A 24349-nucleotide genomic window follows, 5' to 3' on the forward strand; every position below is an offset into this window, starting at 1 on the left:
CCATAAATCCGGCGGATATCAGCCTTTGCTTTTCGCGGCTTTTTTCCGCTTCATAACAGACCATAATGTGCCGGAAATACAGATGGACGAAAATCCTCCGGCAATAATGCCGGCCATCAGCGGCAGGGCGAACTCACGGATGGAGGAAACGCCCAGAATAAAGAGCATAAATATCATAATAAAGGTCGTCAGTGACGTGTTGATACTTCTTGAAAGGGTCTGGGTAATACTTGTATTGACAATCAGATCCAGATCCTCCCCCTTCATCATCTGACGGTTTTCCCGGATACGGTCAAAAATAACAATGGTTGCGTTAATGGAATAACCGACAATGGTCAGCATACATGCGATAAATGTGTTGCCCACAGGAATGCGCACCACAGCGTACACCGCAAGAACGACAAGAACGTCGTGGATCAGGGCGATCACCGCGCTGGCACCGATTTTAAAATCTTTAAAGCGTACCCAAATATAGATCAGCATAAGGATGCCTGCGATTACTACAGAAAGTACCGCGTTAGTGCGCATTTCACTGCTGACAACGCCGCTGATATTGTCCTCGGTGATCTCCCCGTCCTCAACGCCGTAATCCTGGGCCAGGGCGTCTTTCAGGGCGGATCTTTGCTCAGAATCCAGCACAGGGGTTTTTATAACAACATCATTGCTGTCCTGGACATTCTGAAGCTGGATATCTGTAATTCCTGTGGTTTCCTCTATAAGACTGCGCAGGGCAGTGCCGTCAGCGGATGTAATATCCACATAGGAGTCCAGAGTCACTGTCATGGATGTCCCGCCGGTAAAATCAAGGCTGTAGTTTAAAGCGTTGTTTCCGGAAACCTGGTTGACGCCCATAGTGACAAATCCGGCGCCGATGACAACAACGGCAATAATATAAAAGATCACTTTGTGCCCTGTAAAGTTAATAGGCCTGCGCTCTTTCTGGCGCCCGTAAAACTTCTCTGAAGTCACGCCCATAGCATAAAAACCGGAGACAAGGACACGGGTGATAAACAGAGCCGTGATCATGGAAAGGACGATACCAAGGGCCAGAGTGGTGGCAAATCCCCGGATGGAGCCGGTACCCATAAGATAGAGAACTGCCGCCGCAATTAATGTGGTAATATTTCCGTCCAAAATAGCAGACAGTGCCTTATGATACCCCTGTTTCATAGCGTTTTGAACCGTCTTTCCAAGGGCGATCTCCTCCTTGACACGGGTGAAGATGATCACATTGGCATCCACGGCCATACCGATGGACAGAATAATACCCGCGATGCCCGGCAGAGTAAGCGTTACATCAAAAGCATTTAAGAAACAAAGCATCATCACCAGGTAAAGACCCAGGGCGATTCCCGCAGCCAAACCCTGAATGCGGTAAAAGGCAATCATAAAAATGACGATGATGACAAAGCCAATGGCCGCGGCGAGAAGGCTGGTACTTACCGCGTCCTCCCCAAGCCTTGCGCCTACAACGCTGGATGAAACTTCCGTCAGCGTCAGCTTGAGAACGCCAAGACGGATGCTTGTAGCGAGGCTGTTGGCTGATTCGTAAGTAAAATTGCCGGTGATCTCACAGTAGCCGCCGCTGATGGTCGTCTTTACCACCGGGGCGCTGATAATGCTGCCGTCATACATAATGTAAATGGGATTGCCTACATTTCTCGCCGTGGCCTCCTCAAATTTATCGGCGCCGTCGCTGTTAAATGTAACGCGGACAGCATATTCATTATTACCGTAGGTATTGGTAATGCTTACCGCCTGAGCGTCGATAATATCATTGCCGTCCAGCACAAGGCTCATCCCCTCGTCAGCCATCTCATAAAACTCAATGGTTCCCGGATTTCCTAACGTTTCCAGCATCTCCTCTGCGTTATAGACGCCGGGGATCTCCACATTGATCCGGTTAGAACCTTCCTGGTAAACCTCAGCCTCCGTACTGTAAGCGCTGACACGCTGCTGGAGTTTGTATACAGTGTCCCGCATATCTTCAGCGGATGGATTACTTTCATCAGCTTCATAAGTGATGCTCACACCGCCGGCCAGGTCAAGGCCAAGCTTGATATTTTCCGCGCTGCCCTGATGAGTGCCTCCCACTCCCGCGACAGACACAAAGGTACACGCCGCGATGGCAATCAGCACGAGAAAAAAACCGACAATGCTTAATTTCTTATTCTTCATGATCGTCTATTCTCCTTCTTCTAAAGCAGCCTGGGCCGCTTTGATCATAATGGCACATTCAACCCTCTTGCGCATGAGATCACATCCGATGTCGTAGGCGTCGGTAATACTGTGATTAAAGTTATAGGCATTGGCCGCGCAGCCGCCGCTGCAATAAAAGCGGGCAAAACACTGACGGCACTTGTCTTTGGCGTAGACGTTGCACATTTTAAATTCATCGCGGATATCGGTGCGCACAATACCCTCATCCACATTACCCATAAGGAACTCTTCCTGTCCCACAAACTGGTGGCATGGATAAAAATCTCCCCAGGGCGTTACTGCCAGGTACTCGGTTCCTGACCCGCAGCCAGACAGACGCTTTGCCACACAGGGGCCGCCTGTGAGGTCAATCATAAAATGGAAGAAGTTAAAACCTCTCCCCTCTTTTTCCCGACGAATCATCTCCCTGGCAAGCTGGTCATACTGCTCGCACAAAATGGGAACATCCTCGGTAGTGATGGCGTAAGGCTCCTGGGGCGGCGCCACCACCGGCTCCACAGAGATCTGCTTAAAGCCCATATCCGCCAAACTTAATACGTCCTTTGCAAAATCTGTGTTATAGTGGGTAAAGGTTCCCCGTACATAATAATTGGTCTGATTGCGGCTCTCGGCCATTTTAATAAATTTAGGCATGATCAGATCATAGCTGCCCTGACCGTTGCGAAACGGCCGCATACGGTCGTGGACTTCCTTTCTTCCGTCCACACTTAAAACAACATTGGCCATCTCTTTATTGGCAAATTCCATAACATCGTCGTTAAGCAAAACACCGTTGGTGGTCAGAGTAAACCGGAATTTCTTATTGTGGATCTTCTCCTGGCTCCGGCCGTACTCCACCAGCTTACGGACAACGTCAAAATTCATGAGGGGCTCGCCGCCGAAAAAGTCTACTTCCAGATGGACACGGCTTCCGGAATTGGCGATGAGAAAATCCAGGGCCTTTTTTCCAACCTCAAAGCTCATGAGAGCCCGGCGGCCATGGTACTCACCCTCCTCTGCAAAACAGTATTTGCAGGCCAGGTTGCAGTCGTGGGCAATATGGAGGCACAGTGCTTTTACCACAGTGGGACGGGATTTAAAATCAATAATGTAATCCTTATATGTATCCTCCGTAAACAGCAGACCGTCCTCTTCAAGCTGGCGGACTTCCCCAAGAGCTTCCAAAATCTGATCCCTCTCATATCTGCCGCTCAGTCTCTCCACGATCTCATCCTGTCCGCAGTCCTCATAGATAGCGATAATATCATATACCAGATCATCCACCACATGGACAGACCCGCTGTTGACATCAAGGACAATATTATAACCGTTATTTTTATATTGATGAATCACTCAAAAAACTCCTTATCTTTTCATAAATTGGCACACGCATAATAAGCAGCGGCACTGGTGCCGCTGCTTATGGAATTACGTGGTTGCCGGGGGCTTGGCCCTCTGTGCATCCTATTTGTTATTTTCACAGCTCTGATTACCAACGGTACAGGATGTTTTGCACGCGGACTGGCAGGATGTCTGACATTCACCGCAGCCACCTTTGACCATTGTATTCTTTAATGTTCTAGATGTTAATGTCTTAACGCGTTTCATACCGTTTCCTCCTTCAAAATTTCATTTCCTGGCTATTATATCATACCTGTATATTTTTTTAAAGCGCTTTTTGCAAAAAGTACGATATCTCTGTAACCGCTCAGCGGGCTGAACTGTTACATATCTCTAGCTGACCATCCCCCCAAGCATCCCGCTTCCAAGGCAGATCAGTATGGTTGTCAGATAATTTGTCACACTCACGCCCTCCTCACCGGCCAAAATAAGGGAAATGATCAGCAGCACAATAAAATACAAAACTCCAGCCAGAAGTCCCCACAAATACTTTTTCTCCCGTATTCCCTTTCCTGCCAGAAATCCGCCGGCAAAGCAGGATAATATATGGAGTACCACAACGCCGGCGTTAATCATTCCGTCATCCAGGCGAAAAAAGTAAGCCAGGGCTGAAAACAAAGCAATCCCCGCCGCCGTCACCAGCACAGAAGCTGCCAGTGCTTTGACCATAACAATGCTCCACCGCTTCACATCCACCGCATCTATCCCTCCAGATCTGTTTTTGTACTAAAATATATGCATGGACCTGTAAAATATGATATGATACAAGCATGACTTTGGGACGCGAACAACACCGAAAAGAAGTCATTTTCCAGAGAAAAATGAGCGAATTTGAGGTGTTGTAGGATTGCGGGAGCGCAAAGCGCGGAGCAATCCGTGTATCATAGGAGTCAAAAAGTCTTATGGCCTTTAAGGAGGGATTTTTTTGAAAACTGTTGATCTCCACACCCACTCCAGTGAATCCGATGGAACTCTTTCTCCGGCCCAGGTGGTCATCTTGGCATATCAGTCCGGTTTGTCCGCGGTTGCCCTGACAGACCATGACACCGCAGATGGCCTTGTGGAGGCGGCCGATACGGCCTGCCAACTGGCCATTTCTTCCAACGGCGCTTTGGACTTTGAATTTATTCCAGGGATTGAACTGTCTGTTTCTTTTATGGGGCGGGAGCTTCACATTGTTGGGCTTCATCTGGATATTCATACCCCGGCTTTTTTAGAAGCGCTGGACATTCTCAAAGAAAACCGTGTCCGGCGCAACCAGCGCATGATCGAAAAAATAAGGGCGGCAGGCATTGATATTACCATGGAAAAACTATTAAAAGATCAGGGCGGCGGCGTCCTTACCCGTGCAAATTTTGCCAGCTATCTTCTAAAACGAGGCTGTATTCAGACTGTGCAGGAGGGCTTTGACAAATATTTAAGTCCGGGAAAGCCTTTTTATGTGCCGCGGGAATACTTAAATCCCAGGGAAGCTATCGACCTGATCCACAGCGTCCGGGGGCTTGCCATCCTCGCCCATCCTCTATTATATCACTTTAAACAAGAAGAACTTGAGCGGGCCGTCAAAGATCTGGCCGCTCTAAAACTGGACGGACTCGAAGCCTACTATTCTCTAAACAAAGGATACGATACCGTCCATATGAAATCTCTGGCAAGAAGACATGGACTGGTTCTCAGCGGCGGTTCTGATTTTCACGGCGGCAACAAACCTCACATCAAGTTAGGCCGGGGCCTTGGCCGCCTCTATGTTCCCGCCGACGTTCTTCAGGAACAGAAAGACTATTTAAAAAGCCGTTACGGCACATAAGTCCAAGCCTCTCTCAGCAGGCTGGGGCGCACCACAAAAAAACGGAAGGACAGAATATCCGTCCTTCCGTTTTTTAGCTGTCTTTATTCTTCTTCGCCGCCAGCTTTTTCCACCTGAACAATAGCGGATTTCTGCATCGGGATACGGCAGTTTTTGTTGCTGCCAAACTCTACGATAACAACTTCATCTGTAATATCAATGACAACACCGTAAAAACCGCTGGTCGTGAGAATACTGTCACCAACCTCCAATGACGCGATCATCGCGTCCATCTTTTTCTGCTGCTTTTTCTGCGGACGGATGGAAATGAAATACAGAAATACCGCAAAAATCGCAATATAAGCAACAATTATTGCCCATTGCATCGTACATGACCTCCTTAATTATTTTTTATCATTTATCAAAAAGCCTTCTAATTTTGCTTTTTTAAATGCACTGTACCGGTGTTCTTCAATGGCTTCCCGGATCTCCTCCATGAGATGATTATAAAAATACAGGTTATGCAGCACACATAAGCGCATCCCCAGCATTTCTTTTGCTTTCAGCAGATGGCGTATGTAGGCTCTGCTGTAATTTCGGCAGGCCGGACACTGACACTCTTCCTCAATAGGACGGTCATCCAGCTCGTACCGGGCGTTAAACAAATTCAGCTTCCCATGATTCGTATAGACATGACCGTGGCGTCCATTTCTTGAAGGATAAACACAGTCAAAAAAGTCAATGCCCCGGTCTACGCCCTCCAAAATATTAGCCGGCGTCCCTACACCCATAAGATAGGTCGGCTTATCCTGAGGAAGGCATGGAACCACTTTATCGAGAATATGATACATTTCCGCATGGGTTTCGCCTACAGCCAGACCTCCGACGGCGTAACCGTCCAGCTCCATCTCGGCGATAGTCTTCGCGTGATCTGTACGGATGTCCTCGTAGGTCCCACCCTGGTTAATCCCAAACAAAAGCTGGTGGGGATTAATGGTATCTTCAAGACTGTTAAGGCGGCTCATCTCATCTTTGCACCGTTTCAGCCACCGGGTGGTCCGGTTCACAGAATTAACCATGTAATTGCGGTCTGCCGGATAGGGCGCACACTCATCGAAAGCCATAGCGATGGTCGATGCCAGGTTAGACTGGATCTGCATACTTTCTTCAGGTCCCATAAAAATCTTGCGCCCGTCAATATGAGAGTGAAAATAAACGCCTTCCTCTTTGATCTTGCGAAGGCTGGTCAGTGAAAACACCTGAAAGCCGCCGGAATCAGTAAGTATGGGCCTGTCCCAGTTCATAAAGCGGTGAAGTCCTCCCAGCTTTTTAATAACTGTATCTCCCGGTCTCACATGGAGATGATAGGTGTTGGACAATTCCACCTGAGTCCCGATCATATGCAGGTCCATAGTGGAAACCGCGCCTTTAATTGCGCCCACTGTACCTACATTCATAAAGACCGGCGTCTGGATCGTCCCATGTACAGTTGTCAGTTCTCCCCGCTTGGCACGGCCGTCGGTAGTAATAATTCGATACATAAAAACCTCTCATATCTCTGGAATTTTTAGCTAACGTTATAAGTATACCTGTTTATCCGTATTTTAGCAACCGGAAATTCAAAAAAAGTAACAGTTTGGCCCGCGCCGGGCAAAAAAAGCGCAGCACAGTGATGGATCACCATGCCGCGCCTTCTGTTTCAAGTTCATCATTCCGACGAACCATTAATTTACCGCATATCGTTCAAGCAAGCCTGAAAATCTTTCGTTATATCCGTCATACTCAACTGTAATGGGATTTCTGTGATCAATGCTTAAAATACCCAAAATTGACTTTGCGTCAAGAACAACTCTATTGAAGTACACATCAATGTCAAAATTACAGCCAGACGCAGCACGCACAAACTCTTTTGCCGCTTCGATATCTCCAAGCTTTATGGTTTGTCTTTTCACCGTGAACACCTCCTGAATCTGAATATATAAAACGATTTAGAGTTACTTCCTTTGCTCTTTAGGTAATTTACCATTTTTTCTCATAATTGTCAAAATCTTTTTTTCTGTCGCCACCGTACGTTTTCTATTTCTATTAGATATTTTTTATAATCATCACTTTGTGTTTTTGTATATATTTGCCATGAGATCGTTCTCATGCCGATAACTGCCTTATGAAATTCTCTTAGATTTTACAGTCCGAAGAGCAAAAATTATTAGCGATCAATAAAAATTTTCCCCCTTTGCTTGTGAAATCCTTCCATGTCCTATATAATAAATTCCGAGGTGATGCTTATGCCAGGTTCCACATACGGAAACCGCTTTAAAATAACAACCTGGGGTGAATCCCATGGGAAAGCTGTGGGTGTTGTCATCGACGGATGCCCTGCAGGTCTTCCACTATGCGAAGAAGACATTCAGAAATTTCTTGACCGGCGCAAACCGGGACAGAACAAATACGCCACGCCGCGCCGTGAAGACGATCAGGCAGAAATATTATCCGGAATTTTTCAAGGACAGACCACCGGGACGCCCATTTCTCTTTTGGTATGGAATAAAACAGCCCGTTCCCAGGATTATTCCAAAATTGCCAGCTATTACCGGCCCGGCCACGCCGACTACACGTTTGATGAAAAATATGGTTTCCGGGATTACCGGGGCGGCGGACGGACCTCCGGCAGGGAAACCATCGGCCGGGTAGCCGCAGGTGCTATTGCTTCCAAACTTCTTGAACAGCTTGGCATCCGTCTTTGCGCTTACACAAAATCTATCGGAAACGTTTCTGTAGATGAAAAACATATGGATTTTGATGAGATTTCAAAAAATCCCCTCTATATGCCTGACCATGATGCCGCAGTACGTGCCCAGGTTCTCTTAGACGGGGCAATGGCCCGCAAAGACTCTGTCGGCGGCATTATTGAATGCCAAATCACCGGTCTTTTCCCCGGCATCGGCGAACCGGTTTTTGATAAACTGGACGCCTGTCTGGCCAGAGCCATGCTTTCCATCGGCGCTGTCAAAGGCTTTGAAATTGGCGAAGGATTCCGGGCAGCCGGAATGTTCGGAAGTGAAAATAACGATGGATTTATCGTCAAAAATGGAGAGATTGCAAAACGGACTAACCACTCAGGAGGGGTTCTTGGCGGTCTTAGCGACGGCGCTCCAGTAATTTTTAGGGTTGCTGTAAAACCAACGCCGTCCATTGCCGCCTCTCAGACGACAGTCAACAAAAATATGGAAGAAATCCCCATTGAAATTACAGGACGCCACGATCCAGTCATCGTTCCGAGAGCTGTAGTCGTTGTAGAAGCTATGGCAGCACTCACCGTGGCTGATCTTCTCCTGGAAAATATGAGCGCCCGCCTTGACCGCATTTTAGATTTTTACTCAAGAAATCTCTAATCCCCAGGGGGATAAACAGTTTCAGCCGGCACAATATGTGCCGGCTGTTTTTTAATCCTCTTCAATTTTCCGTATACGGATACAGGTAGGGCATACCACAGATATAGGAGCTGCGGTCATGGCAATATAATGGCCCGTATAATTGACATCAAAACAGGTCAGGCTGTTGGACTCCTGGTTGACACACACAAAGCTGTCTCTGCCCGGCACAAGAATCAAATCTCTCGGATAATCCCCGCTGGTTGGCAGCACACACAGGCGGTCAAGAAGCTGTGTCTGAGGGTCATTATAATAAATAGCCACACTGTTATGACCGGAATTGGTGACAAACAAATGCCGGTCATCATCGGAGATCTTTAATGTGATCGCACTGTTTATGCCGTCATAATTGTCCGGCAGAGTAGAGATGGTCTGGAGTTTTGTAAAAACAGCGTGTTCCGGCGTATAGCTATACTTGGTCACATAATTCTTATCCTCATGGGTAAGATAAGCATACTTCCCATCATTTGAAAAAATCATATGCTTAGGTCCGGATTCCAGTTCACAGCGCAGGATATCGTGAAGTTTTATCTTACCAGTGTTGTGGTCAAAAGAATATATTTTTACCTGATCCATTCCAAGGTCAACAGCCAACAGATAATTTTCATCAGGCGTGAACAAGGCGCAGTTCACATGACAGCGGTAGTTGCGCCCCGCAACGCTTCCCAGTCCTTTCATAAATACTTCGTCGGTCACTTCCCCCACACTTCCGTCTTCTTCCAGGCGAAGAATCGTCAGCTTGCCATCGTGATAACCGGCAGTCACAAGAAAGCGATTTGCTCTGTCTGTGGATAAATAGCATGGCCGCAGGCCGTTGACATTGGCCTTATTCTGCAGGACAATATTGCCGTCCTTTAAAATTTTAAAAGATGCAACACCTTCATCACAGTTGCAGTACAGATATCGGCCGTCATTGGACAGATGAACAACCGAAGGATTATTGATCTCAAATACATCCCTCAGCTTAAATGTCAATGTGGCCGGATCGAAGTCGAAAATATGAAGTCCCTTGCTGTCACCTCTTGTGTAGGACCCCACATAAGCTACATATTTATCAGACATCCTCTTTTCCTCCTTGAACACTGTCAGCAGCTTCCAAAACCTGCTGGATCTAAATACACGTTGCGCCGCCTTTGCAGCAATTTTGCGGCTTCTTTGATTTTAAGTGTAACACAACACTTTCCTTTGTTCAAGTATTGACAAATATTCATTTTTTTCTAATATATACATAATGGGTGTACCGGGAGCCGTATGCCCCTTCCCACCGGTATAAGCAGCCTTGTGGGCCAAAAACCTGTTATGAGAAAGGAACATAAATTATGGAAAAAATCGCAAGCTTTACCATTGATCACACACGACTTTTGCCGGGAATCTATGTGTCCCGGAAAGACCACATCGGAAACGAAGTTATCACTACCTTTGACCTTCGCATGACCCGCCCCAACTATGAACCGGTGATGAATACAGCGGAAGTCCACACCATTGAACATCTTGGGGCCACTTTCCTGCGCAACCACCCGGAATTTGGCGGAAAAATCGTATATTTCGGGCCTATGGGCTGCCGCACCGGCTTTTATCTTCTTCTCGCCGGCGATTATCAATCCAGAGATATTTTGCAGTTAATGATTGAAACCTTTGAATTTATCCGGGATTATAAAGGGGAGGTCCCAGGTGCCTGCGCAAAAGACTGCGGCAATTATCTTGATATGAATCTTCCCATGGCCAACTACCTTGGAAAAAAATACCTGGATGTCCTTTACCACATCACTGATGAGCAGTTAAACTACCCGGCATAACGCCAGATTCCATAGATAATCAAAAGATGAACCGGATAGTAAAAATAAAAAATCCACTGGAGCAGCTTCCCTCCATTGCCCTTTTTCCCATTGTAAAGGGCAATGGGGATCAGTGCGGCAATGCCAAAGGACTGAATCCATCCCATCCACACCTGTATCACCGCGATTCCCCCAAAGGCTGCCCACCGGTAATCTCTGGCCATATAAAACAAGGTGATCACCAAAATACCGTAATAGCGGTAATCACACTGGAGCAGTCCGGCCGCAAGGCACATGGCGGCCACAGGGATCAGCGCGCAAAACCAGAACTGGGGCTGCAGCCGCATTTTGATGCGGTCCATCAGGTAAAGGCCCACAAGCCCTAAAAACAGCGTAAAAAATACATTCTGACTGCCCCAATAGACAAAGGTGTGGTGGAATACCAGATCAAAAGGGATCTCGGACACAATGGCCAGAAACCCTAAGCGTCCCATATATTTTTTCACATTATGGGTATGAAAATACCCTTCGGCGATCAAAAAAGCATAGATCACAAAAGCCAGACGGCCAACGCAGCGCATCCATATCTGGGAGGGAAAAAGAACCGCCCCCACATGATCCACAGTCATTGATGCCACTGCCAACACTTTCAGGCTGTTACCTGACAGTATTTTTTTCATCGCCGGCCTCCTCTGCCTTTACTGGCTGCTTCTCACTGATATAAATCTGTATACTTCTCGGACCGATCTCAATATTTTCATTGGTTTTCTCCACCAGACACCCTTTTTCCAGAAGCGGTTCCTCCTCAAATGTATCCACGATCTTTCGCCAGCACTGTCCCTTTGGCAGCGGCGGCAGAGAAATATCTTCCTTTTCCCAGTACATATTGTAGGCAAAGTAAAAAGACTGATCCGGCTGCTGCGCCATCCCGGCGTAAGCCCCGCAGTACATAATGCCGATATAGCGCTGCTCCCGGTCCATATCCGCCCGCCACGGATGTCTCCCATGGAAAGAAATATCCGGATACCCGCATCCAAGATAATCGGTCTGTCTAAAAATCTTTTGAGGATGAAGAATGGGGTGGGCCGCCCTTAAAGCAATCATCCGCCGCGTAAATTCAAAAAATCTCTCATTTTTTTTCAGATCCCGCCAGTTCAGCCAGAAAATATCGTTATCCTGGCAATAGGCATTGTTATTGCCCTGCTGACTGTTGCCAAATTCATCTCCGCCATAAATCACCGGAACTCCCTGCTGAAAGATCAGCATGATCATAGCGTTAAGCATCTGGCGCCGGCGCAGGATCATAACTTTCCGGCTTCGGGTTTTCCCCTCAATGCCGCAGTTCCAACTGTTATTATAATCAGTTCCATCCCTGTTTTCTTCCCCGTTGGCCTCATTATGTTTTTCATTGTAGGAGACAAGATCTGCCAGAGTAAATCCGTTATTGCTTGTCATATAATGTACCTGGGGGCAGGCAGACTCGCTGTGGAGATGATACCGGGTAAAAGCCCACAGCATATTGTCATCCCCTTTAAGAAAACAGCGCATAGTGTGCATAAAACTGTCATCGGAATACATAAGCCGCGCCCTGCCGCCGCTCTCTCCACTGGCCATATTCTGGTCAAAATCCCGGCAGATCAGTCTTACTCCCGCCAGCATAGGGTCCTGAAAAGCTATATTGACAGGGACAATCTCTGAATTGACCCAAAAACCGTCCACGTGATAGTAATAGACCCAGTGGCGCAGGCAGTCCAAAACCGTCTGCCGGGGCGTCTTTTCATCAAAAAGCAGCTCCAGAATCACTTCAATCCCTTTCCGGTGAAGCGTCACGACCATTTCCTGAAACTCCCGGACAGGGTCAAAAGCCGCGTAAGCGCTCTTGGGAGCGAAATACTGGGCCGGGCCGTAGCCCCAGCAGTTTAAAACGGTTTTAACTTCCTCAGCCTTCCCCGGTCCGGCGGGGGAGGCGGTAAAAAACTGTATCTGAGGGAAATCGACCACCGGCATTAAAACAACGGCGTTGATTCCTAAAGTTTTTAAATAGTCCGCCTTCTCCCCGATCCCCGCAAACGTTCCTTTGTGGCGGACCTTCGACGAGGAATGGACGGTAAAGCCCCTGACATGAAGCTTATACATCACCAGATCCTGATCGGCGATCTGGGGACGCACATCTTCTGCAAAGACAGAGAGATCTTCCAAACACGGTTCATAAAAGCACCGCTCTTTTGGAGTCTGAACACGCTCCCATGATCCGTCCCCATAAAGTTTAAGCCCATAAGCGTCCTCAATGATCTCACTTCCCTGGTAATAAGCATAAAAAATATCTTCAGCCCGGATGCCGCCAACAAAAACGGCGCATATATTTCCACAGACACGATAGTCATCCATAGTGATATCTGCAATCGTTTCACCCGTTTTTTTCTCCATGATCACCAGCCGGGTCGTCTCCCCGGCAGCGGCAGCGCTGATGCCAAAGCGGACGCCGCCCTCACTAGCCCAGGCGCCCAGGGGAAGGGGCCCCGTTTTTATTATTTCCAGTTTTATCCTATCTTCTGCCATAAGACCTCCTATCTGCCGCCTGCATACATGTCAAAGATCCAGCATACATCCGGCGGTCTGAACTTACCATATGTAAAATCAACCTTTCTGAGCTTCGATCTTCTCTGCTAGATCATTGAGATAGACCCACCGCTCCATCAGATGGTCCAAAGCTGCCTGGGCCTCTTCCTTCTGTTTCAAAAGCCCAGCCAATTTTCCCGCGTCTGTGGCGTTGACCATCATCTCCTGATCCAGCTTTGCAACAAGTCCTTCCGCCGCTTCGATATCATTATCAATGGTTTCAAACTCCTTCTGTTCTTTGTAAGTAAATTTAAGTTTTTGAGGCCGGTCCTGTTTCCAACTCTTAGTCTCCTTTTCTCCGGCTTTTTTGTCTTCTTTTTCCGGAAGCTGCTCAGCATAATCTTCCTCTTTCATCCTGGCATTGAGATAATCTGTGTAGCCCCCTTCATACTGGCGCAAATGACCGACGCCGTCAAACACAAAAATACGATCCACAACATTGTCCAGAAAATAGCGGTCGTGGGATACAGTGATCACAATGCCGCTAAAAGCACTTAAATAGTCTTCCAAAATAGTGAGGGTAGGGATATCCAGATCATTGGAAGGCTCATCAAGGATCAGCACATTAACGCCACCCATTAAGACGGACAGCAGATAGAGACGTCTGAGTTCGCCGCCGGACAACTTTTCAACAGGAGTATACTGCATTTGAGGAGTGAATAAAAACCTCTCCAGCATTTCTGAAGCGCTGATTCGCCCCTCCTCTGTCAGAACAAACTCGCCGATCTCTTTAATAAAATCAATCACTCTCTGGCGCGGATCAATCGCAGGCGCTTCCTGGGCCAGATATCCGATTTTTATAGTCTCTCCGATATCCACAAAGCCGCTGTCCGGCTCCATAAGCCCGGCAATAATTTTAAGGAGGGTTGTCTTTCCGCATCCGTTGGGACCGATAAAGCCAAGGCGCTGTTTTCTTGGCACTGTGTATGAAAAATCTTCCACGATCTTCTGATTTCCAAAAGATTTGCTGACGTGATGCAGCTCAATAGTCTTTTTGCCCATACGGGTTTGTGCGGAAGACATCGCCACATTGTCATCAGCCAGAGGCACTCTGCCCGCTTTTAAAGCTTCAAGGCGCTCCAGCCTTGCCCTTTGTTTGGTACTTCTGGCCCGGCATCCCCGCTTGGCCCACTCAAGCTCAATGCGCAGAATACTCTGACGCTTCCGCTCTGAGGCCAGCTCCATCTCCTCCCTCTGGGCTTTCAGCTCAAGAAATCTGGAATAGTCCCCGTCATAGCTGTAAATTTTTCCATGGCTGATTTCAAAAATTTTACTGCACACCCGGTCAAGGAAATACCGGTCATGGGTCACCATTAAAACTGTGCCTTTATAATTTCTCAGATAATCTTCCAGCCACTGGATCATTGAATCATCCAGGTGGTTTGTGGGCTCATCCAGCAGCAACAGGTCAAAATCCTGGGCCAGTACTTTTGCCAGGGCAACCTTGCGCTTCTGTCCGCCGGACAATTCTTCGATCTTTGCGCTGTAATCTGTGATCCCCAGTTTTGTCAGGTTGCTTAAAACCTTCCATTCTACCGTGCCATTTCCAGCGTAGGAGGCCACCGTTGCCCCTTTCGGGAACAGGGGGGTCTGTGGAAGCCATGCGTAAGTCAGGCCGTTTTTTTGTACAAGCTGGCCCCCGTCCGGCGTCTCCTCCCCGGCAATCATACGCAAAAGGGAAGTCTTTCCGGTTCCATTGATTCCCACGATACCAATCTTCTCGCCCTCATGAATTCCGGCGCTGGCGTCATCAAAGATCACTTTATCACCGTAAATTTTAGAAATATGTTCTATATTTAATACATTCATAAAATCGCTCCTGCCTTATCATTACCATTTAATCATAATGGATTTTTATTTTGCCGTCAATGTAGGATATGCAAATGTTGATTTTTGACTTGAAAAAAACGTAATTTTTAGTACAATAGAAAGCGATGTTTGTGCATAAATATTGGACATCTGCATCTGAAATCGGTAGATCAATAGAAAGGAATAGATAAATGATCAGTGCAAATAATGTAACGCTCAGACTTGGTAAACGTGCTTTATTTGAAGATGTTAATATCAAATTTACAGCCGGAAACTGCTATGGTCTTATTGGCGCCAATGGTGCGGGAAAGTCTACATTTTTAAAGATTCTTTCCGGAAAGATTGAGCCCAGCAAAGGCGAGGTAGTTATTGACAAAGGCGAACGCCTCTCTGTTCTTGAACAGGACCACTACAAATACGACGATTATACCGTCCTTGACACGGTGATCATGGGCAATGGACGTCTCTACGAAATCATGAAAGAAAAAGACGCCATTTATTTAAAAGAAGATTTTTCTGAGGAAGACGGCATCCGCGCCAGCGAGCTGGAAGCGGAATTTGCTGAATTAGGCGGATGGGAAGCGGAAAGTGACGCGGCTATCGTCTTAAACGGCCTGGGCATTAACACCGAGCTTCACACAAAATATCTCAGGGAACTTGACGGCGGACAGAAAGTCAAGGTTCTCCTGGCCAGAGCCCTTTTCGGAAGTCCGGACATCCTCCTTTTGGACGAGCCCACCAACCACCTGGATCTGGACGCTATCGCCTGGCTGGAAGAGTTTCTTATTAACTTTGAAAACACAGTGATCGTTGTCTCTCACGACCGCTACTTTCTCAACAAAGTCTGCACCCATATCGCGGACATTGATTACGGAAAAATACAGCTTTACGCCGGAAACTATGATTTCTGGTATGAGTCCAGCCAGTTAATGATCCGTCAAATGAAAGAGGCCAATAAAAAGAAAGAAGAAAAGATCAAAGAGCTGCAGGACTTTATCCAGCGTTTTTCGGCCAACGCCTCAAAATCCAAGCAGGCTACGTCCCGGAAAAAGGCCCTTGAGAAGATCCAGTTGGACGATATCCGGCCTTCCAGCCGCAAATATCCGTATATTGATTTTAAACCTAACCGGGAGATCGGCAACGAAGTCCTTATTGTGGAAGACCTGTGCAAAACAATCGACGGTGAAAAAGTGCTGGATCATATTTCATTTACTTTAAACCATGAAGATAAAGTCGCTTTTGTAGGTCCCTATGTCAACGCCACCACCGCCCTGTTTAAAATCCTCGCCGGCGAGATGGAGCCGGACAGCGGTTCCTTCAAATGGGGCGTAACAACAACCCAGGCTTATTTTCCCAAAGATAATTCCAGTGAATTTCAAAATGACGAGCCTATTGTGGACTGGCTCATGCAGTACTCTCCGGAAAAAGACACGACATATGTCCGGGGATTTTTAGGTCGTATGCTCTTCGCCCAGGAGGAGGCGCTTAAAAATGTCACCGTCCTCTCCGGAGGCGAACGGGTGCGGTGTATGCTGTCTAAAATGATGATGAGCGGAGCCAACACCCTGATCTTAGACGAGCCTACCAACCACCTGGATATGGAGTCAATTACTGCCCTGAACAACGCCCTGATTAAGTTCCCCGGCGTTATGGTCTTTACTTCCCAGGACCATCAGTTTGTCCAGACCATCGCCAACAGGATCATGGAGCTTACTCCCGGCGGGCTTATTGATAAAAACTGCACGTATGACGAATATCTTGAAAATGATGAGATGGCCAGAAAGCGCCAGATCATGAATATGGATGAACAGATCGCCGAGGACGAGGCTACGGAAGAAGTTTAAAAAAAAATTGGGACTGTGAAAAATCTGCTTTTTTCACAGTCCCTTTTTTACAGTTTAATATTTTTTAAGGCGTCGGCAAGGGCGCTGTTCATCGGCTTTTCATTTTCCTGGCGCTGACGCTTCATATAGTTGGCCACGTCCCGCTTGGAGACCCCGGAACCGCTTTCCTTTTTCCGCTCCTGGAAAGTGGACAGCTTCTCCCGGTAGCCGCAGGCACAGACAAACTTCCGGTTTTCCCCTTCGCCCACCAGTTCCATCTTTTTGTGACACACCGGACAGCGGGCGTTAGTCACTTTAGACAGACTTCTGCGGTAACCGCACTCCCGGTCCTGGCACACAAGCATGCGGCCATTTTTGTGATTGACTTCCAGAAGGAGCTTTCCGCACTGAGGGCATTTCTTCCCGGTAATATTATCATGATGGTAAGTGCTGGCGCTTGTCTTGATCTCATTGACAATTTCCACAGTATACTGGCGGATCTGGGATTCAAAATCTTTTTTGGCAAACTGTCCGTCGGCGATCTTAGCCAGCTTCTGCTCCCAACGGGCAGTCAGCTCCGGCGACGTCAAGCCTTTGGGTGCCAGATCTAGCACCTGACGGCCTTTGGACGTCAGGTAAATATAATTTCCCTTTTTCTCGATCATAAAACTGTTAAACAGCTTATCAATAATATCCGCCCGTGTGGCCACAGTTCCCAGTCCGCCGGTCTCTCCCAGCGTCTTTGCCAGTGAGGCGTCGTGAGATTCCATATATTTTGCCGGATTTTCCATGGCTCCAAGGAGGGTTGCCTCCGTAAAAGGCACTGGCGGCTTAGTCTCGCCCTCGGTCATGGACAAAGCTGTGATCTGTATTTCCTGACCCTGATGAAATTCCGGAAGGATCTGCTCTTTCACATCGCTGTCCGGATTTTCTTCCTCCTCATCCGCCTCATAGACGGCTTTCCAGCCCTGATTTTTGATCACCTTGCCCCTGGCCACAAAAGTTTCATTGCCGATCTGGGCCGTAAGATCTGTCTGCTCATATTCAAAAGGCGGCATCAGCACAGCCAGAAAACGTGAGACAACCATCTCATAAATTTTCCGCTCCCCGTATTCCAAGTCCGAAAGGCGTACTCCCTGCTCTGTGGGAATGATCGCATGATGATCGGACACTTTGCTGTTGTCCACAAAAGACTTGCTGCCTTTAATGGGCTGCTTTAAAATCTGGGCGCAGACTTGGGAAAACTGACCGCCTCTGCACGCCTTTACCCGCTCCGCCAGCGTGTCCACAATATCTGTTGTCAGATATCTGGAATCTGTTCTCGGATAGGTCAGGACTTTATGGCGCTCATAAAGACTCTGCATATAATTCAATGTCTCTTTCGCGGTAAAACCGTAGCGTTTGTTGGCCTCCTGCTGAAGCTGAGTCAGATCATAGAGGGCCGGGGCGTAAGTCTTTTTTGCCTTCTTTGTAATCTGGATAATACAGCCGTTTTTGCCCTCCAGAGAGTTTTTAATCTTTTCCATTCCTACCTTGTCAAACATACGGTTCTGGCCACTCTTTTTTTCTCTCCACACCCAGGTCAGTTTCCCGGACATGGCTTTCAGGCCATAATATTTTTGCGGCTTAAAATTTTTAATTTGCTGGCTTCTTGCCAGAATCATGGACAGCGTAGGTGTCTGCACCCGGCCGCAGGAAAGCTGGGCGTTATGCTTGACAGTAAGGGCCCGGCTGGCATTAAGTCCTACCAGCCAGTCCGCCTCTGCCCTGGCTACAGCCGCCGCGTAAAGATTATCATAATCGTGGCCGTTTTTTAAGTGAGCAAATCCTTCCCTGATGGCCTTATCTGTCACAGAGGAAATCCATAACCGCCGGATCGGCTTTCGCACCCCCGCCTTTTTTATGATCCACCGGGCTACCAACTCCCCTTCCCGCCCGGCGTCTGTGGCAATAATAATATCCTTAATATCTTTGCGAAGCATCTGGGCCTTAACAGCGGCAAATTGCCGTCCGGTCTTTTTAATCACTGAAATTTCCAGATTTTCCGGAAGCATAGGCAATGTTTCCATCTTCCAGTCTTTCCACTGATCGCCATAGCTTTCCGGAGGCGACAGTTCCACCAAATGGCCTAGGGCCCATGTGACCACATACTGCTCCCCCTCAAGACAGCCATTGCCGTTTTTCTTGCAATTCAGGACTCTGGCGATATCCCGGCCTACACTTGGTTTTTCCGCAATAACAAGGGATTTCATGAACAAAGTCCTCCTTTATATAGTACTGCGCCATATTTTTCAATCTGTGCCCGCAAAATTTTGAGCTGATCCTCATCTTCTGAGTCACAGATAACCATGGCTCTCCCCGGATAATGGAGAAGGGCCGCTTCGATCGTCTCAGGGCTGCGGGAGGCAACAGCCACCGGCGCCACATTCAAATCCATCTCCTCAAAAATATGGGACATGATCTTGGGGCCGTCTACCCCCGGCCCATCAGGGCAGATACATATCAAATCTGGCTCATCATCTTCAATGTCCTCCATAATATCATAGAGGGTATCCCACTGCCCATCCCGGAAATCTTCCAGGAGAGAATCATCTGATCCCGCATCAATCATCCGATTAATTTTTATATGTTCCAATGCTCCATCTGCCTCCAGATTCCCGTCAAAAAACCATGTTTTCCGCTCACTAGTCAGTGCTGTTTTTATCACATCGGTCTTAGCCCCGGCGCTGTCGGCCTTTGTATCGGCAATCCGGTCCGCGTTCTTCACCGCCGACGCCAGGGCTTTAATATGCTCCGGCGTCGTTCCGCAGCAGCCACCTACAATCTCAGCGCCTTTGCCGATGAGGGCCATTGTTTCAGCGGCAAACACATCCGGCCCCATGGAAAATACAGTCTCACCGCCCACATATTCCGGCAGTCCGGCGTTCGCCTTGACGATCAGTGGAATCCTGGCCCATGGCTTCATTTTATCCAGCATCGGCCCCATATTCTCAGGGCCGCTGGAACAATTCATGCCAAAGGCGTCAATTCCCATATTCTGTAAGGTGATCAACGCCGTCACCCCGTCTGTTCCATATAATGTGCGCCCGTTGGCGTCAAAGGTCATGGTCACCATCACAGGAAGATCAGTGACCTCCTTTACCGCCAGCACTGCCGCCCTAGTCTCATTGAGGCTCATCATCGTTTCTATAACAAAGGCGTCCACCCCCGCCTTGGCAATACTTTGGGCCTGTTCTTTATAGCATTCCAGAAGTTCCTCCAGGGACAAGGTTCCCAATGGGCGAAGCTGCTGTCCGGTCATGGTCATGTCACCGGCAATAAGTACGTCCTCCCCGGCAGCTTCGCGGGCAAGCTTTACTAATCTCTGGTTTATATCCGCAGTGGTATCCTCCAGGCCATACTCTCTCAGCTTAATCCGATTGGCTGAAAATGTAGGCACATACACCAGATCCGAGCCGGCACTGGTATATTCTTTTACCAGCTCTGTATAAATTTCAGGGTGATCTAAAATCCACTGTTCCGGGCACACATTTCCCGGCATTCCTCTTTTTTGCAGATTTGTTCCAGTGGCCCCGTCCAATATAATAATTTTTTCTTTTAAAAGATCTCTCAGATTTTTCCTCATGACTATCTCCTGTACTTGACATATCCATAGTTTGCGTCCGGGCAGCGGCCCAGGATGTCCTCCTATTATAGCACAAAAAAACGGCGTGGGGAATCCTTGTTTCACAGGATTCTCCATGCCGTATCATCCCATCAGTCCCGCCATCCGGCTAACATATAACTCTAATTTTGCAAAAATCAGGCTACTGTGTGGCGTTCTGCTTCATTTTCTTCAGTTCCCTCGGTCATGATCATTGGATCTAATATTTTTTTAAGTTCGACGGCGGACAACAGATTTTCTCTGAGGACAATATCTCTCACGGGAACACCGGTTTTCAATGACATTTTAGCAATCTCGGCGGCTTTTTTATATCCGATATAGGGGCAGAGCGCCGTACATATTCCCACACTGTGTTCCACATAACTGCGACACTCATCCTCATTGGCGGTAATTCCCATAATGCAGTTTTCTGTCAGTGTTTTTACAGCACCGGCCATTGTATCTAAAGATTCAAACAATTTATAAAACAGCACAGGCTCAAAGGCGTTAAGTTCCATCTGTCCAGCCTCCGCCGCCATCGTAATGGCCGTATCATTGCCAATGACGAGGTAGGCCACCTGGGTCACCACCTCAGGAATCACAGGGTTGACCTTGCCCGGCATAATTGAGGAGCCGTTCTGCCGCGGTGGAAGATTGATTTCGTGGACGCCGGTTCTTGGTCCGCTGGACAGAAGACGAAGATCATTGCAGATTTTTGAAAGATTGACAGCGCAGGTCTTTAAAGCCGACGAGACACCTACAAACCCGTCAAGATTTTGAGTTGCATCTATAAGATCTGCCGCCTGCCTGAAAGGACTGACCAAGGCGCATGGGCACCGCGTCCTGAAGTTGTGTGCGCCCCATTTTTAACACATGATCAAATTCCTTTGCTTTATCCATAAGCGCCTGATGCAGCTTCCCCAACTGGAGAAGCAGCACCGGAAAAAGCCGGATTACTGTCAGTTTTCCCGCAGATGGAATTACATCATTGGTAGACTGAGCCATATTAACGTGATCATTTGGATGGACCACAGAGTAATCCCCCCGCTCACCGCCAAGAAGCTCGATGGCCCGATTTGCAATCACTTCATTGGCATTCATGTTAGCAGAAGTCCCGGCTCCTCCCTGTATGGCATCCACAATAAACTGATTTCTCCATTTTCCTGAGATGATTTCATCGCAGGCCATGATAATGGCTGAGGCTCTTTGGCTGTCCAAATGTCCGGCTTTACAGTTAGTCATCGCCGCAGCTTTTTTTATTGTCACAAGACTTTCTATGAATTTAGGGTGGAGTTTTCTCCCAGAAATCTGAAAATTTTCCATGGCCCGCAATGTCTGTACACCATAATAGGCATCCTTTGGGACCTCCAAATGGCCTATTGAATCAAATTCTGTCCGTGTCTTCATTTTATGAACCTCCTGATATTTATCCTGATAAGCGAAGCATAGCACCCGTCAAATTTATTGTAAATATTCCTGTTAAAATTCAAAAAAAGTTAAAATAATTAGGTGGAATTATTTAATTTTATATGGTATGATGTTTAGAAATTTAATATTTTTAAGTCCCCTATGAATGAACGTGCCGCGCACGCGCGGCAACACTATAAATAAAAAGGAGGCCGATATTTTATATGGACGCCATTGACCGTAAAATACTGCAGATCCTTCAAAACAATGCCCGCACGCCTATAAAAGCCATCGCCGCGGAAGTTTACCTCTCCTCGCCGGCGGTATCCGCCCGCATTGAACATCTGGAAAAGCAGGGGTATATCACAGGTTTTTATACTCAGATCAACCGATATAAACTGGGCTATCACATTACCGCCTTTATAGAATTGTCTATAGACCCTGAGCGAAAAGAAGATTTTTACGACTACATCCGCCAGGAACCCCATGTTTTAGAATGTAATTTTGTGACCGGAGACTACAGCATGCTTTTAAAAGTGGCTTTTCACAGTACGCTAGAACTGGATGCCTTTATCGGGCATCTGCAAAAGTGGGGACACACACGGACACAGATCGTATTTTCTACCCCTGTGGAACCAAGGGGCGCTCTAATTCCTGATAAAGATTTTGAACTGTAATTACAGGAGGTGTACATGAAAACTTTTTTCCGATTTCTTTTAAAGCCGCTGGCCTTTGTTCCGGCGCTGATCATGATCTATATTATATTTAACTTTTCACAGCAGACTGGAGATGTTTCCTCCGGTTTAAGCCTTAAAGTCAGCCAGAAAATTGTTGTTACTGTCAATGATGTTTTTGACCAGAACTGGAACGAGGCTCAGATGGATCACTATGTAGAGCGCATCCACTATTATGTTCGAAAAGCAGCTCACATTACCGAGTATTTTATCCTCGCCATCACTATAACCCTTCCCCTCTATGTTGTTTTTGGATTGCGCCATGTTTTTTTATTTATTATCTCCGCTTTTTTATGTATTTTTCTGGCCTGCGCTGATGAGTACCACCAAACTTTTATTTCCGGACGGACAGGTACTCCCAGAGACGTCCTCATCGACAGCATTGGCATTTTTTCGGGAATTCTCGTCTCCCAAGTCTTCTGTTTTGCCGGACGAAAGACAATTTTCGCTCCCTTAGAGAAGAACAAAAAATGATAATTATGAATTGTGAGTTTGAAAAAATTTCCAGATTATCTTCGTAATTACAAAGGTATTAATGCGTTGGAATATATTTTATGCTTACCTTATAGAAGGAGCGATGCATATGATTGATTATTCTCCGTTTTGGAAAACTTTAGAAAACTCAGCCGAAAATTGGTATACCTTGACAACACGGCATAAATTATCACACAGTACCATGTCGCGACTAAAGAACAACAAAGACATTTCTATGAAGACTGTAAACGATCTATGCCGGATTTTAGGTTGCAAAATTCAAGACATTGCACAGTATGTTCCTTCAGAGGATGACCAGCCCCTATAATATAGGCATCATGGCGGACACAATTTAATGAGATTACTGACAGAAAGGCTTTGCATGATGTAAGGGTTATGCAAAGCTTTTTTGTGCAATAAGCCCGTAGGCTAGCGCGCGCCGCCGGTACAAGCTAAGCGCCGACCAAAACTCAGCAAAGCTCCGCAGTGCTGGCGACATGAAGCTTACCTTCTGGTTGAGCTGCCAGGAAAATATTCGCAATATCGAAGGTATTCAAATATTTGAATATGTTTTATCCTAAAATTGCAGTGACACCATAATGATGACTATTTCCACAAAAAAGGAGGATATACATGATTGACTATTCCCCATTTTGGAAAACTCTGGAAAAATCCAAAGAAAGTTGGAATACATTAACTACAGAACACGGTGTTTCCAACTATGTTTTGCTTCGCCTAAAGAAGAATGAAGATGTGTCCATGAGAACCATCAACCGGCTTTGTCAGATTTTGGACTGTCAGATACAGGACATCGTTGAGTATGTTCCTTGAATTTATGTATAATATACATTTACAATATGCACCGCTCTTCCGACCGCAGACAGTATTGACTCTCTGCGGTTTTCATAGAAAGAGAATTTGCCCCTTTTCCTTTAAAAAAAAGCTTATTATCCACCGCATAATGGATAATAAGCTTTTTTAACAGGGGAAGAGGGATTCGAACCCCCGTGAACGGTTTTGGAGACCGTCATACTGCCGCTGTATGATTCCCCTACATACATGTACCTTCAAAACTGCACATTCAGATACTTTCCATCAATCCCACAAACTTTTGAAATTACCTCAGCAGAAGTTCTTCTCGCCTTCGCTAAGATTTCAGGTCAAGCCCTCGACCGATTAGTAACAGTCAGCTCCACATATTACTATGCTTCCACCTCTGCCCTATCTACCTCGTCGTCTTCAAGGGGT

21 protein-coding genes, 1 tRNA gene, 1 rRNA gene and 1 pseudogene are annotated in these 24349 nt (G+C 47.0%); 8 read left to right on the plus strand and 16 right to left on the minus strand.

The features are described from left to right. Positions 1 to 18: 18 nt before the first annotated feature. From secD to HNP82_RS11560, 4 genes are all read right to left on the minus strand, one after another. On the minus strand, positions 19 to 2178 hold the full coding sequence (secD, locus tag HNP82_RS11545) for a protein translocase subunit SecD (protein ID WP_183774868.1): 2160 nt from the start codon (positions 2176 to 2178) through the stop codon (positions 19 to 21). 6 nt (positions 2179 to 2184) lie between these two features. Then, complete coding sequence (gene scfB, locus HNP82_RS11550; protein ID WP_183774871.1) at positions 2185 to 3552, minus strand: thioether cross-link-forming SCIFF peptide maturase; 1368 nt, start codon at positions 3550 to 3552, stop codon at positions 2185 to 2187. 111 nt (positions 3553 to 3663) lie between these two features. Next, positions 3664 to 3807: a six-cysteine ranthipeptide SCIFF gene (scfA, locus tag HNP82_RS11555; RefSeq protein WP_183774874.1), complete on the minus strand. Its 144-nt coding sequence runs from the start codon at positions 3805 to 3807 to the stop codon at positions 3664 to 3666. Between the two features lie 126 nt (positions 3808 to 3933). Further along, positions 3934 to 4296: a TIGR04086 family membrane protein gene (locus HNP82_RS11560; RefSeq protein ID WP_183774876.1), complete on the minus strand. Its 363-nt coding sequence runs from the start codon at positions 4294 to 4296 to the stop codon at positions 3934 to 3936. A gap of 229 nt (positions 4297 to 4525) precedes the next feature. Between HNP82_RS11560 and HNP82_RS11565 the strand changes: the two genes are divergently transcribed. Continuing rightward, complete coding sequence (locus HNP82_RS11565; protein WP_183774879.1) at positions 4526 to 5407, plus strand: PHP domain-containing protein; 882 nt, start codon at positions 4526 to 4528, stop codon at positions 5405 to 5407. Between the two features lie 83 nt (positions 5408 to 5490). On the opposite strand, the gene yajC is transcribed toward HNP82_RS11565, so the two are convergent. The 3 genes from yajC to HNP82_RS11580 all read right to left on the minus strand — a co-directional run bounded on the left by yajC (position 5491) and on the right by HNP82_RS11580 (position 7338). Further along, positions 5491 to 5772: a preprotein translocase subunit YajC gene (yajC, locus tag HNP82_RS11570; protein ID WP_183774881.1), complete on the minus strand. Its 282-nt coding sequence runs from the start codon at positions 5770 to 5772 to the stop codon at positions 5491 to 5493. Positions 5773 to 5790: 18 nt separating this feature from the next. Further along, positions 5791 to 6927, minus strand: a complete 1137-nt coding sequence (gene tgt, locus HNP82_RS11575) for a tRNA guanosine(34) transglycosylase Tgt (RefSeq protein WP_183774883.1) — start codon at positions 6925 to 6927, stop codon at positions 5791 to 5793. A gap of 183 nt (positions 6928 to 7110) precedes the next feature. Further along, a complete protein-coding gene (locus HNP82_RS11580; protein ID WP_183774886.1) occupies positions 7111 to 7338 on the minus strand; it encodes an HPr family phosphocarrier protein in 228 nt (75 codons plus the stop codon). Between the two features lie 333 nt (positions 7339 to 7671). On the opposite strand from HNP82_RS11580, the gene aroC reads away from it, so the two are divergent. Then, on the plus strand, positions 7672 to 8778 hold the full coding sequence (gene aroC / locus HNP82_RS11585) for a chorismate synthase (RefSeq protein WP_183774888.1): 1107 nt from the start codon (positions 7672 to 7674) through the stop codon (positions 8776 to 8778). Positions 8779 to 8829: 51 nt separating this feature from the next. On the opposite strand, the gene HNP82_RS11590 is transcribed toward aroC, so the two are convergent. After that, on the minus strand, positions 8830 to 9879 hold the full coding sequence (locus HNP82_RS11590) for a lactonase family protein (RefSeq protein ID WP_183774890.1): 1050 nt from the start codon (positions 9877 to 9879) through the stop codon (positions 8830 to 8832). Between the two features lie 257 nt (positions 9880 to 10136). On the opposite strand from HNP82_RS11590, the gene HNP82_RS11595 reads away from it, so the two are divergent. Continuing rightward, positions 10137 to 10613: an S-ribosylhomocysteine lyase gene (locus HNP82_RS11595; protein WP_183774893.1), complete on the plus strand. Its 477-nt coding sequence runs from the start codon at positions 10137 to 10139 to the stop codon at positions 10611 to 10613. Here HNP82_RS11595 and HNP82_RS11600 read toward each other — a convergent pair. The 3 genes from HNP82_RS11600 to HNP82_RS11610 form a co-directional block, all read right to left on the minus strand. Beyond that, a complete protein-coding gene (locus tag HNP82_RS11600; protein ID WP_183774896.1) occupies positions 10601 to 11272 on the minus strand; it encodes a TraX family protein in 672 nt (223 codons plus the stop codon). The genes HNP82_RS11595 and HNP82_RS11600 overlap by 13 nt on opposite strands. Further along, positions 11250 to 13151: an alpha-amylase family glycosyl hydrolase gene (locus HNP82_RS11605; RefSeq protein ID WP_183774899.1), complete on the minus strand. Its 1902-nt coding sequence runs from the start codon at positions 13149 to 13151 to the stop codon at positions 11250 to 11252. The genes HNP82_RS11600 and HNP82_RS11605 overlap by 23 nt, the downstream gene beginning before the upstream one ends. A gap of 78 nt (positions 13152 to 13229) precedes the next feature. Continuing rightward, positions 13230 to 15020: an ABC-F family ATP-binding cassette domain-containing protein gene (locus HNP82_RS11610; protein WP_183774902.1), complete on the minus strand. Its 1791-nt coding sequence runs from the start codon at positions 15018 to 15020 to the stop codon at positions 13230 to 13232. A gap of 191 nt (positions 15021 to 15211) precedes the next feature. On the opposite strand from HNP82_RS11610, the gene HNP82_RS11615 reads away from it, so the two are divergent. Then, the gene (locus HNP82_RS11615) at positions 15212 to 16864 is read left to right on the plus strand and encodes an ABC-F family ATP-binding cassette domain-containing protein (RefSeq protein WP_183774918.1); all 1653 of its coding nucleotides are present in this window, start codon (positions 15212 to 15214) and stop codon (positions 16862 to 16864) included. Between the two features lie 47 nt (positions 16865 to 16911). On the opposite strand, the gene HNP82_RS11620 is transcribed toward HNP82_RS11615, so the two are convergent. From HNP82_RS11620 to HNP82_RS18655, 3 genes and pseudogenes are all read right to left on the minus strand, one after another. Continuing rightward, positions 16912 to 19095 (minus strand): DNA topoisomerase III, encoded by a 2184-nt coding sequence (locus HNP82_RS11620; protein WP_183774921.1) that lies wholly within the window; start codon positions 19093 to 19095, stop codon positions 16912 to 16914. Further along, entirely contained in the window at positions 19092 to 20468 is a 1377-nt protein-coding gene (locus HNP82_RS11625; RefSeq protein WP_183774924.1) for a homocysteine S-methyltransferase family protein, read from the minus strand. Before HNP82_RS11625 ends, HNP82_RS11620 begins: the two co-directional genes overlap by 4 nt. 176 nt (positions 20469 to 20644) lie before the next feature. Continuing rightward, positions 20645 to 21893, minus strand: a pseudogene (locus HNP82_RS18655) (aspartate ammonia-lyase). A gap of 224 nt (positions 21894 to 22117) precedes the next feature. Between HNP82_RS18655 and HNP82_RS11635 the strand changes: the two are divergent. The 4 genes from HNP82_RS11635 (at position 22118) to HNP82_RS11650 (ending at position 23932) form a co-directional block, all read left to right on the plus strand. Further along, positions 22118 to 22570 carry an Lrp/AsnC family transcriptional regulator gene (locus HNP82_RS11635; RefSeq protein WP_183774927.1) on the plus strand — a complete coding sequence of 151 codons (453 nt, stop codon included), beginning with the start codon at positions 22118 to 22120 and terminating at the stop codon, positions 22568 to 22570. A gap of 15 nt (positions 22571 to 22585) precedes the next feature. After that, positions 22586 to 23101 carry a VanZ family protein gene (locus HNP82_RS11640; protein ID WP_183774930.1) on the plus strand — a complete coding sequence of 172 codons (516 nt, stop codon included), beginning with the start codon at positions 22586 to 22588 and terminating at the stop codon, positions 23099 to 23101. A gap of 109 nt (positions 23102 to 23210) precedes the next feature. Then, positions 23211 to 23429: a helix-turn-helix domain-containing protein gene (locus tag HNP82_RS18660; RefSeq protein ID WP_183774932.1), complete on the plus strand. Its 219-nt coding sequence runs from the start codon at positions 23211 to 23213 to the stop codon at positions 23427 to 23429. A gap of 305 nt (positions 23430 to 23734) precedes the next feature. Beyond that, positions 23735 to 23932: a helix-turn-helix domain-containing protein gene (locus HNP82_RS11650; protein WP_183774935.1), complete on the plus strand. Its 198-nt coding sequence runs from the start codon at positions 23735 to 23737 to the stop codon at positions 23930 to 23932. Between the two features lie 151 nt (positions 23933 to 24083). Here HNP82_RS11650 and HNP82_RS11655 read toward each other — a convergent pair. Both HNP82_RS11655 and HNP82_RS11660 read right to left on the minus strand, forming a co-directional pair. Further along, positions 24084 to 24154, minus strand: a tRNA-Trp gene (locus HNP82_RS11655). Positions 24155 to 24257: 103 nt separating this feature from the next. Next, positions 24258 to 24349, minus strand: a 23S ribosomal RNA gene (locus HNP82_RS11660); the annotation flags it as partial.

The organism is Catenibacillus scindens, assembly GCF_014202115.1.
GTDB classification, from domain to species: domain Bacteria; phylum Bacillota; class Clostridia; order Lachnospirales; family Lachnospiraceae; genus Catenibacillus; species Catenibacillus scindens.

Coding starts and splice junctions, on each gene's coding strand:
- HNP82_RS11625 (WP_183774924.1), bottom strand. CDS start 20,468: ATGAGGAAAAATCTGAGAGATCTTTTAAAAGAAAAAATTATTATATTG.
- HNP82_RS11620 (WP_183774921.1), bottom strand. CDS start 19,095: ATGAAATCCCTTGTTATTGCGGAAAAACCAAGTGTAGGCCGGGATATC.
- HNP82_RS11615 (WP_183774918.1), top strand. CDS start 15,212: ATGATCAGTGCAAATAATGTAACGCTCAGACTTGGTAAACGTGCTTTA.
- HNP82_RS11595 (WP_183774893.1), top strand. CDS start 10,137: ATGGAAAAAATCGCAAGCTTTACCATTGATCACACACGACTTTTGCCG.
- HNP82_RS11635 (WP_183774927.1), top strand. CDS start 22,118: ATGGACGCCATTGACCGTAAAATACTGCAGATCCTTCAAAACAATGCC.
- secD (WP_183774868.1), bottom strand. CDS start 2,178: ATGAAGAATAAGAAATTAAGCATTGTCGGTTTTTTTCTCGTGCTGATT.
- HNP82_RS11605 (WP_183774899.1), bottom strand. CDS start 13,151: ATGGCAGAAGATAGGATAAAACTGGAAATAATAAAAACGGGGCCCCTT.
- aroC (WP_183774888.1), top strand. CDS start 7,672: ATGCCAGGTTCCACATACGGAAACCGCTTTAAAATAACAACCTGGGGT.
- scfA (WP_183774874.1), bottom strand. CDS start 3,807: ATGAAACGCGTTAAGACATTAACATCTAGAACATTAAAGAATACAATG.
- HNP82_RS11610 (WP_183774902.1), bottom strand. CDS start 15,020: ATGAATGTATTAAATATAGAACATATTTCTAAAATTTACGGTGATAAA.
- HNP82_RS11590 (WP_183774890.1), bottom strand. CDS start 9,879: ATGTCTGATAAATATGTAGCTTATGTGGGGTCCTACACAAGAGGTGAC.
- HNP82_RS11600 (WP_183774896.1), bottom strand. CDS start 11,272: ATGAAAAAAATACTGTCAGGTAACAGCCTGAAAGTGTTGGCAGTGGCA.
- HNP82_RS11640 (WP_183774930.1), top strand. CDS start 22,586: ATGAAAACTTTTTTCCGATTTCTTTTAAAGCCGCTGGCCTTTGTTCCG.
- HNP82_RS11650 (WP_183774935.1), top strand. CDS start 23,735: ATGATTGACTATTCCCCATTTTGGAAAACTCTGGAAAAATCCAAAGAA.
- HNP82_RS18660 (WP_183774932.1), top strand. CDS start 23,211: ATGATTGATTATTCTCCGTTTTGGAAAACTTTAGAAAACTCAGCCGAA.
- tgt (WP_183774883.1), bottom strand. CDS start 6,927: ATGTATCGAATTATTACTACCGACGGCCGTGCCAAGCGGGGAGAACTG.
- yajC (WP_183774881.1), bottom strand. CDS start 5,772: ATGCAATGGGCAATAATTGTTGCTTATATTGCGATTTTTGCGGTATTT.